The organism is Mesorhizobium sp. WSM4884 (genome assembly GCF_029625675.1).
Taxonomy (GTDB): domain Bacteria; phylum Pseudomonadota; class Alphaproteobacteria; order Rhizobiales; family Rhizobiaceae; genus Mesorhizobium.
Genome location: NZ_JARTVO010000008.1, coordinates 88,584 through 98,160, shown reverse-complemented (window position 1 = coordinate 98,160; position 9,577 = coordinate 88,584). Strand labels below are relative to the sequence as shown.

The 9,577-nt window shown below is 63.9% G+C and carries 6 protein-coding genes; 2 read left to right on the top strand and 4 right to left on the bottom strand.

Features of this window, described 5'->3' with window-relative positions; translation table 11 throughout:
• Positions 1–2,675, bottom strand: a 2,675-nt coding sequence (locus P9236_RS14845) for an Ig-like domain-containing protein (RefSeq protein WP_278075383.1), incomplete at its 3' end; no start/stop codon positions are given.
• Between the two features lie 324 nt (positions 2,676–2,999).
• Between P9236_RS14845 and P9236_RS14840 the strand changes: the two genes are divergently transcribed.
• Both P9236_RS14840 and P9236_RS14835 read left to right on the top strand, forming a co-directional pair.
• The gene (locus P9236_RS14840; RefSeq protein ID WP_278075382.1) at positions 3,000–3,983 is read left to right on the top strand and encodes a transglutaminase-like cysteine peptidase; all 984 of its coding nucleotides are present in this window, start codon (positions 3,000–3,002) and stop codon (positions 3,981–3,983) included.
• A 457-nt stretch (positions 3,984–4,440) separates the two neighbouring features.
• Entirely contained in the window at positions 4,441–5,382 is a 942-nt protein-coding gene (locus P9236_RS14835) for an IS110 family transposase (RefSeq protein WP_278075381.1), read from the top strand.
• A 90-nt stretch (positions 5,383–5,472) separates the two neighbouring features.
• Here P9236_RS14835 and P9236_RS14830 read toward each other — a convergent pair whose 3' ends face one another.
• The 3 genes from P9236_RS14830 to P9236_RS14820 are packed head-to-tail and all read right to left on the bottom strand — an operon-like array spanning position 5,473 to position 9,543.
• Positions 5,473–6,114, bottom strand: a complete 642-nt coding sequence (locus P9236_RS14830; RefSeq protein WP_278075380.1) for a ribbon-helix-helix domain-containing protein — start codon at positions 6,112–6,114, stop codon at positions 5,473–5,475.
• Positions 6,104–7,393, bottom strand: coding sequence for an HlyD family type I secretion periplasmic adaptor subunit (locus P9236_RS14825; RefSeq protein ID WP_278075379.1), 1,290 nt, complete (start codon positions 7,391–7,393; stop codon positions 6,104–6,106). Before P9236_RS14825 ends, P9236_RS14830 begins: the two co-directional genes overlap by 11 nt.
• 17 nt (positions 7,394–7,410) lie before the next feature.
• A complete protein-coding gene (locus P9236_RS14820) occupies positions 7,411–9,543 on the bottom strand; it encodes a type I secretion system permease/ATPase (protein ID WP_278075378.1) in 2,133 nt (710 codons plus the stop codon).
• Positions 9,544–9,577: the final 34 nt, after the last annotated feature.

The window sequence follows — 9,577 nt, the reverse complement described above, 5'->3', positions numbered from 1 at the left end:
ACCCCGTCCGTCGTCGGGCCGTTGCTGGTCTCGTCGAGCGTCACCGAGCTGCCGACGACCGCGTTGGTGATCGAGGGAACATCGTCCTGGATATTGATCGAGATGGTCGAGGTCGACGTATTGCCAAAACCATCGGTTACGGTGAACGTGAACACATCCTGTATGGGCTGCAAATTAGCGCCATCGTTGCCCGCCGGGACATTCGCCTCCGGCGACGTCAATGTGTAGGTGTAAGTGCCATCCGCGTTGACATGCAGGATGCCGTACGTCCCATTGATGTTCGTCCCGACATTGCCGCTCACGTCGCTGCCGACATTGCCGGCCTCAACGCCGGTTACGGTCGCCCCGTCAGGATCCGAGAAGGTCAGCGTGCCCGTCGTGGTTTCCGAGCCGTCGCCCGCATGCGAGCCGTCCACCGTCCCTGGGCCGAGGTCGCCGGCCGGTGGCGTCGTGTTGATGCCCGCTTCGTTGACCGCCGCAACCTCCGCCACGACACGCGGCTGGCTGCCAGTCACCTCGATCGTCAGCGTCGCCGGCGAGGTGTCGCCGTCGCCGTCGGTGATCGTGTAGTTGAAGACATCGGTGCCGGTCGGAGCGTTCGGGGTGGCCTGATAGCTGTAATCGCCATTGGCGTAGACCGTCAGCACGCCATGCGCGCCCGTCACCGTCGTCACGCCGTTGTTCGTTACCGAACCTGTCCACGCGATCGACGCGATCCCGTCCGCTCCCGCCGTGTCGGCCGCGCCGGTGCCGTGGGTGCTGGTGCCGGTCTCGACATTGCCCGTCACCGTTTCGCCGGACTGCGCCGCGTCTGTATCGGCACGCGCCGTCGGCACGTCGTTGACGATGTCGATGGTAAGTGTGGTGGAGGCGGGATCGCCGTCGGAATCGACCACCTTGACGGCGAAGTCGTCATGGGTGCCGTTGCCCGAGGTGTTGTCGAGCAGCGTGTAGGAATAGGTATAGCCGGTCGCCGGCGTGCCGGTGATGGTCAGGTCGCCATACTGACCGTGCACCAGGATGCCGCCGGCCGCGTTGGTCACCTCGACCTGGACGTTGTTCTTGTCGGTCACATAGAGGTGGCCGATCGTGTCGCCGCCCGTGGTGATGTTGAGCGAACCTGTCGCGGTCTCGCTGGTGTCGGCGAGATTGTTCGGATCGCCGGCCGTTGCCGAGGAGCCCGCAGTCTCGCCGGCCCGCGGCGGCAGGCCCGCCTCGTTGACGCTGGTGTCGGAGCCCGCGCCGATCTCGATCGTCGGCGTCGAGTCGTTCAGCAGGTTGATCGTCACCGTCGCCACCGACGGGTCGCCGTCGCCGTCGACGATCCGGTACTGGAACGTCACCGTGCCCTGCTCGCCGGCGGCCGGCGTGTAGGTGAAGGTGCCGTCATTGTTGTAGGTCACCGCTCCGGAGCCGGTCAGCGAGTTCGCCACCAGGCTCACCTTGGTCGGGTCTGCGATGTTGACGCCGTCCGCGCCAGGCACGTCGTTGGCGAACACGTCCACCGTCACCGGGGCGTTCTCGGTCGCCTGCGTGGCGCTGTCGTTGTGCGCCGTCGGAACATCATCGACGATCCGCACCGACAGCGTGCCGGGAGCGGAGACGTCGCCATCGGTGTCGGTGACCGTCACCGTCATGTTGTCGAAGATCGGATCGCTGCCTGCTGGGTGGGTCTCACTATGCTCCAGCGTGTAGCTGTAGCTCACCTGGCCGGTCGCGGCGTCGTAGCCGTCGATGGTCAGCGTGTTGCCGAGCGGCGTGGTGATTTCGATCGGCGTCGACGCGCTGTTGGCAAGGGCTGCGCCCGAAATCACCTGGTCGTTGACGGTCAGCGAGCCGACCCCGTCGGGAGAGGAGATGGTGAAGGTGCCCGTGTTGTGTTCGGAGGGGTCGCCGTCGACGCCTGGCGCCGCGACCTCGCCGGAGCCTTCCGGCAGGCCTTTTTCATTGACGATGGTGTCGCCGCCGCCGGCCTCTGGCGTCAGGTCGATGATTGACGGCGTCGAGTCGGGCAGAAGGCCCGGAAACAGCTCGCGATGGTCCGGCTGGCCGAACGCCAGGTCCGTTGGCGGCAGCAGCGAGGTCAGGCCGAAGCCGTCGCCGATCCCGCCTGCCGGATGCTCGAAATTGCCGCCGGCGCTGCTCGGCGAGCCGTTTCCGCCGGCCGAGATCGAGCCGTCGGCGCCAAAGGCGACGTCGACATGGCTCGCTTCAAGAGCGGCGATCAAGGCGACGCGCGGCACCTCGACATCGCCGATGATGAAGGTCGGCACGTTGAGCGCGCCGTCCTTGATGACGATCTCGGATCCGTCGGGCTGCTGCAGCACGAGGTTGTGCCCTTCGACCTTGATGTTGTCGATCGACACATTGGCCGGAAGCTTCACGACATTGCCGGCTTCGGCGTGATATTCATGCGGAACGTTCGAGGCCGCGGCATTCGCCGCCGGCGCGTTTGCGGCAGGTGCACTGGCGTCCGCCGCCGGCTTGTTCGCACCCTGTGCATTGTCGGCGCCCTGTGCCGGCGCGCCTTTGCCGACATCGACCGGCACCGGCTCGCCCGCGGCCTGGCCGCTGGCCTGGGCGACTTGCACGCCCGCCGGGATCGGATGTTCGCCAACGGTCGAGTGGTCGTCCCAGGAATTGGAAACGGCGTCGAATTCGATACTGGTCGTCATAGCTCAAGCCCCCTTCGGCATTTCCCGGAAAGAGACATGCGAGGCCCGAACTTTGCAACAGAGCTTCAACTTATTTCATATACCCGAATATGTAGAGATTTGCATTTTTTACACTTGGTAAATCCACATGATATATGGCGTTATGTATTCTCCGAAACCGCGCCGGATCAATTTCGGAGCCCGAATCAGGTTTGGTAAATAGAAGTATAAATTTGAATAAAATTTGATAGAAAACAGAATAGATTGATTCGCGGAAATTTACCCACCTTCCTTTCCGATAATTTGAGACAAGATTGGTAGCGTCCACAGTCAAAGGTGGGCGTTATGAAAATACAAAAGACTGCCCCTGGAGTGTCGGGGATCAAGGTTCTGCTGCTGGCCATTGGCTTCGCGGGGGTGGCGAATCAGTCATCCGCCGGCACGATCTCCCTGGCCAATCCGACCCCCCAGACGGTGTTTGCGCCAGCCCTTCTCGGCGGCGTTTCGCTGAGCAGGCCGCAGCCCTGGCAGCCGGCCGCCGCCTACCGGATAACCGGCGTCGTCGGCGCTTACGGACCCCTCGACGCTTACCCGGCGGCGGGTTCGGGCGGCGAGGCTGCCCCTGGCATCGACCCGAGCCAGGTTGACCCGATCCAGACTGGGGCGATCATCCCCGGCGTGTTCGGCTCGGTGGCCTTGTCCATGCACAACTTTCCGGTCGCCGCGCGCTGGGCTCCTGTCTACAAGGCCATCGTCGACTGCACGGCCGGAAGTCCCTGCGATCGTGAGAACGCTGCGTTTGGTACAATCATCGACATCGCCGGCAGCAAGGGTTTTCGCGATAAGCTGTCCTTCGTCAACAGCAGCATCAACCGGCTGATCGCCTATCGCAAGGACAGCGCCGTCTACGGCAAGCTCGACTACTGGGCGAAGCCGTCGGAAATCCTGGAGCATCGTGCCGGCGATTGCGAGGATTTCGCCATATTGAAGATGGCGGCGTTGCTGCGCGCCGGCATCCCGGCGCGGAGCATGTCGCTCGTCGTGCTGCAGGACCGCCGCCGGAAATTCTTTCATGCCGTGCTGTCGGTGAGCACGGGAAGCGGCACCTTCATCTTGGACAGCCTCAGCAACAACGTGGCGATGGACAGCGACCTGCCCGACTACGTCCCGCTCTATTCCTTCAGCACCGATCGCGCCTGGATCCACGGATCGAAGTCGGGCGCGCAAATCGCCGATATCGCCGGCGGCTTCGCCACGGTCGCGCCGGGCGAGGGCGCTTCGCCTGAGGCGACGGTGACGCCAGCGAGTTCCAGTCCTGGTGCGAATTAGGCCGCTTGTCGGTTAAACTATTCAAGGATAGTACCCTGGAACCTTCGCGATTGGCCGAAGCCCTTCCAACGTCGTCATCCTTGGGCGTAGCGACGCGAAGCGGAGCGAAGACCCAAGGATCCATGCCGTGACATTCGCCGAAGTGTACAACGGAGCAGAATTCTGCACCGTGGCAGAGCGTTAATGTAACGGCATGGATCCTCGGGTCTGCGCCGCGTCGCTTCGCTCCTTGCTCCGCCCGAGGATTGTTTGAGAAGGATCGGGTAGTTTGGCGGCCGGGACTGCGGCCTATCACAGCCAGCAGTCCCTGCGGCAGGCGACCGTCCCAAGGTTCGGGTAACACCCGACGTCATCAAGGTCCCTGCCGTCTTTGTCCGCCATCGCTTGGAGAGTTGATTGGCCGCTGGCTCACGCCACGCCCGCAAACAATCCGAAGCCCTTTAAGGATACCACCAGCATGGCCTTCCTGCATCAACAACCGCAATTGTGCCTCGGCTTCGACATCGCCAAGGACACCATCACCGTCTATGACGGCGCCACCACCCGCACCATCGCCAATCAGCGGCGTACGATCCGCGCCTTGCTCAAGAGCTACAAACACATCGACCTTGTCGTGTGCGAGCCGACAGGTGGTCATGAAAGCCTGCTGCTCGAGGAGTGCCTGCGCGCCAGTATCGCCTGCCACCGCGCCGACACGCTCAAGCTCAAGAGCTTCATCCGCTCCTTCGGCACGCACGGCAAGAGCGACGCCATCGATGCCGGCATGCTTTGGGCCTATGGCCGTGAGCGCTGGGAGAAGCTGTGCCTGTGGCAGGCTCGGGACGCCGACGAGACCCGCCTGCGCGCCTTGGTGCGCCGCCGCCAGGATCTCATGACCTTCAGGGGCGCCGAGAAGAACCGCCTCAAGGCCCCCGGCGGCCGCGAGCTCGCCGCCTCCTTCAAGGCGCTGATCAAAGCCGTCGACAATCAGATCAAGGCCATCGAGGCCGACATCCGCGAGCTTATCGCCAACAGCACCACCCTTAAGCACCGGGCAGCCATCTGCACGGCCATGGACAGTCTCGGCCCGATCGTGGCGGCCAAACTCTTGGCGACCTTGCCCGAGCTCGGCACCATGACACGCCGCAAGGCTGCAGCCCTTGCAGGGCTCGCGCCTCATCCAAACGACAGCGGCCAAAAACACGGCTACCGCAAAATCCGTGGCGGACGACCAGAGATCAGGAGCATGCTCTACATGCCCGCCTTGCACGCCGCTGCCGGAAGGGGCGAGTTCGCAGCCTTCTACAAACGCCTTCGCGCCAACGGCAAGAAGCCAATGGTCGCCATCGCCGCCGTCATGCGAAAGATCGTCGTCACCCTAAACGCTAGGCTCAGAGACGCCGCCATTCCTCAGAGTTGATGACGAAGTGACAGGCGTCCCGGCTAATCTCCGGCGCATACGACCTGCCAACGCAACACCGTCCGCGTCGTCAAATGCTGCGCTTGCGACCTACCCGTTGAAGACGAACGCCATCAAAAGCTCCGGCTCGGCCACCGGCGCTCGCACCGCGCTGAGCTGGCCGCGGTAGCGGCGCTCGCCGGCGCCGATGACGAAGCCCGTGGTGACGGGCGTCTCGCTGTTGGCATCGAGGCGGGCGAAGATGTCGGTGACGTTCAGGTCCAGCGCCAGCTTGAGGTCCTGCCTGCCGTCGTCGCCCGGTGCGTTCGGCAATTGCCGCCTGACCAATTGCTGGAACGGCGCGTTGAACGTCAGGATCTTCTTCGACGACGACAGCGCGAAGGCAGGCGAGGGGCAGGCGACCAGGATTGCGTTGATCGTCCGGATCGAGGCGAGCTTGCGCAATTCCATGCTTTCCTCGGCGAGGCCCCTCATGCACGCGACCCGGATCGCCGAGGTGAGGTTGCCCTGGTCGGGATGATTTTCGGCAATCTCTTCGACCAGCATGCCGATCGTGCATTTGCGGCTTTCGGCCATCTGCTTCAGCGATACCCAGAAGGCGCGCTCCAGCCGGATGCCGCGGCGCACGCCGCCACGCGCCACGACCCGGAACTCCGGGCCGAAATCCTCGGCCGCGAGCGACGGCAGCAGCCGTTCGCGCGGAGCGTCGGGGCGGGCGGCGTTATCGTTCACTCATCGCCTCCTGACGCGCCTTGTTGATAGGCTTCAAAAGATAGTTGAGGATCGTCTTGCGGCCGGTCCTGATGTCGACCGAGCAGATCATGCCGGGGATGATCGAGTAGGTCTTGCCGTTCCTTTGCAGCGTGGATTTCTCGGTCGCGACGCGCACCTGGTAGTAGGGCTCGCCCGTCTTCTGGTCGACCAGGCTGTCGGCGGTGATATTGGAAACCTTGCCTTCGATACCGCCGAAGATCGAAAAATCATATGCCGTGACCTTGATCAGCGCGTCCTGGTCCGGCTGGATGAAGGCAACGTCGCGCGGCGAGACCCGCGCCTCGACAAGCAGGGTCTCCGATGTCGGCACGATGCCGGCCACCACCGCGCCGGGCTGCACGAAGGAGCCGAGCGTGTTGACATCGAGCGTGTTGACGATGCCGTCGACAGGCGAGCGTATGTCGGTCCTTGCCACTTTGTCGGTGGCGCCGCGGATGGTTTCGTCCACCACCGACAGGTCGGCCAGCGCCTGCGTCAGGTCGCTCAACGCCTCCTGCTGCAGCTGCAGGCCGAGCTCGTTGACCTGGAGCTGCGCCTCGGTGATCGCCGCCTGCGTCTTCTTGATCGTCTCGCCCGCGAGGTTGAGCTGTCCGTGGAGGTCGGCCTGCTCGCGCTCGACGCGGATCTGCTCGGTCTTGGCCATCAGCCCCTTCTTGACCATCGATTCGACCAGCGCCGTTTCCTGATCGCTGACGGCGAGGCTCTTGGACAGGCGATCGGAATTGGCGGTTGCTTCGTCCAGCTCCTTCTCGCGCTGATCGAGACGCGACTTGAGCACCGACAGCTTCACCTCGAAATTCTCGCGGCGCGCGACCAGCAGCTTCTGCTCGTTGTCGCAGATTTCCGGCGCGACCTTCTGGATTTCCGCCGGACAGGGAAACGACCCCTCGACATTGCCGCTCTGCTCATACTTCAACCGCGCGATGCGCGCCTGCAGCGCCCTCGCCTTGGCCTGCTCCTCGCCAAGGCTCGAAGTGTTCCCGGAATTGTCGAGCCGGATGATCAGGTCGTTCTTCTTGACGGTCTGGCCGATCTTGACGGCGATCTCCTGGACCACGCCGGCCTCGGTCGCCTGGATGATCTGCGTCTTGGAGGCGGGAATGACCTTGCCGTCGCCGCGCGCGATCTCGTCGACCTCGGCAAAGGATGCCCAGGCGGTGAAGGCCACGAACAGTGCCCCTATGATGTAGACGGACGCCGATGCGAAAAGCGGCGGCCGATCTTCCCTTGCAAACATTCCCCAACGCGCCCCAGTCAGGCATTCGCCTTTTGCAATGCCTGGATGACTTGTTCCTTCGCTCCGTCCGCGACCACGCGGCCCTGCTCGATGACGATGAGGCGGTCGACCAGCTCCAGCATGCTGTAGCGATGGGTCGACACGATCAGCGTCGTGTTGCGGTCGAATGCGACCTTGAGCTGTTTGATCAATTGCCGTTCCGAGGCGAGGTCCATCGAACCCGACGGCTCGTCCAGGAAGACGATCTTCGGCTTGGTCAGAAGCAGCCGCGCGATCGCCACGGCTTGCCGCTGGCCGCCCGAGAGATTGGTGCCCCGCTCGCCGACATTCATGTCGTAGCCGCGCGGATGCCGTGAGACGAAGTCGTCGACGCCCGCGGCCTTCGCGGCATCGATGATCTCCTCGTCGGTCGCCTCCGGAGCGGCCATCAGAAGGTTTTCCTTGATGGTGCCCGAAAAAAGGTCGCCGGCCTGCGCGACGATGCCGACCGCGGCGCGCACCTCCGACGGGTGATATTGGCGGATGTCGATGCCGTCGAGCAGCAGCTCGCCGGAGGTCGGCAGGAAGAGCCGGCCGACTAGGCGGCCCATCGTCGTCTTGCCGGAGCCGATGCGGCCGATGATGCCGATCCGCTCGCCCGGCCTGACGGCGATGTTGAGCCCGCTCAGGACCTCGTTCTCCGTGCCCGGATAGGCGAAACCGACATTCTTGAACAGCATCGCGCCGCTGCGGATAGGCCGGTTGACGAAGCCGACCGTGTCGGGCCGGTCCTCCGGCTGCGACATGATCGTGTTGACGATCCTGAGCGACAGCATGGCCTGCCGGAAGCGGGCGAGCGTGATGGCGATCTGGCTGAGCGGCGCGACCGCCCGGCCGGCCAGCATGACGGTGCCGATGATCGCGCCCGTCGAGACCTGGCCTTCCGAGAAGGCGTAGGCGCCGGCAACCACCAGGGCGACGGTCACGAATTGCTGGATGGCGCCGGTGATGTTGCCGGCGGCGGCCGAAAGCTCCTTGATCTTTTCCGACGTGTTGGCCGCGTTCTTCGAATGCTCGCGCCATTTGCGCAGCAGATAGGCCTCGGCGCGCAGTGACTTGATCGTCTCCAGCGTGGAGATCGATTCGACCAGAAGCGCCTGGCGCTGCGACGCTTCGTTCATGGAAGCGGCGACCCGCCTGCCGATGCGCCGCTGCGTCACCAGCCCGACGACGACGGCGATAACGAAGGCCACGGCTGGGATGATCACCAGCCAGCCGCCGATGGCGTAGATGACCGCCAGGAAGACGAAGACGAAAGCCGTGTCGATGAACACGCTGATCGTGTTCGAGGTGAAGAACTCGCGCACGAATTCATATTGCGTCACCCGGTTCGCGTATTCGCCGGTCGAGCCGGGCCGCGCCGCCAGGGACGAGTTGAGCACCTTCTCGAACAGCAGGTAGGAAATCCTGAGATCCGCCTTGCGTCCGGCATAGTCGATCAGCGCGGCGCGGGCCGTCTTCAGCAGGAGATCGAACAGGATGGCCGCGCCGATCCCGAGCGCCAGCACCCAGAGCGTCGAGATCGCCTTGTTCGGCAGGATGCGGTCGTAGACGTTCATGGTGAAGATCGGCGAGGCGATCGCCAACAGGTTGATGAAGATCGCCGACAGCGCGACCTTCGAATAGGTGCGCCAGAAGGCGCCCATCGTTCCGGTCAGCCAATGGCGCCTTTCGATCCTCGGCGCCGTGCCGACTGTCATCTCTTCGGCGGTGTTGTCATAGGTGATCGAGAAGGAGGCGCCGCCGCTGATATAGCTCTCGGCGAGTTCCGATTTGCCGATCGTGGTGCGGCCGTTTTCCTGCGGCGCCGTCAGATATTGCCCGGTCTCGGTCTCGGCGAGCAGCGCAACCGGCGACTGGTTGGCACGGAAGACGATGGCTGGAAGATCGACGCGGCCACGCACGAAATCGCGATGGCCGAACGCCTGCGTCTCGAGGCCGATGCGTTCGGCGAGATGCCTGATGTCGTCCGGCTCGATGCGCGTCTCCGAGATCGGCACCCCGGCAAACAGCACGGTCTCCGCGCTCGGCCGGCCGAGATAGGCTGCAATCGCCGAGAAGCAGGCTTTGAAAGCCTCCTTGGGCGAGACGATGTTAGGTTGCTGGTTCACGATCCGCCCCGGAGGACCAGAGATCGATGGTTAC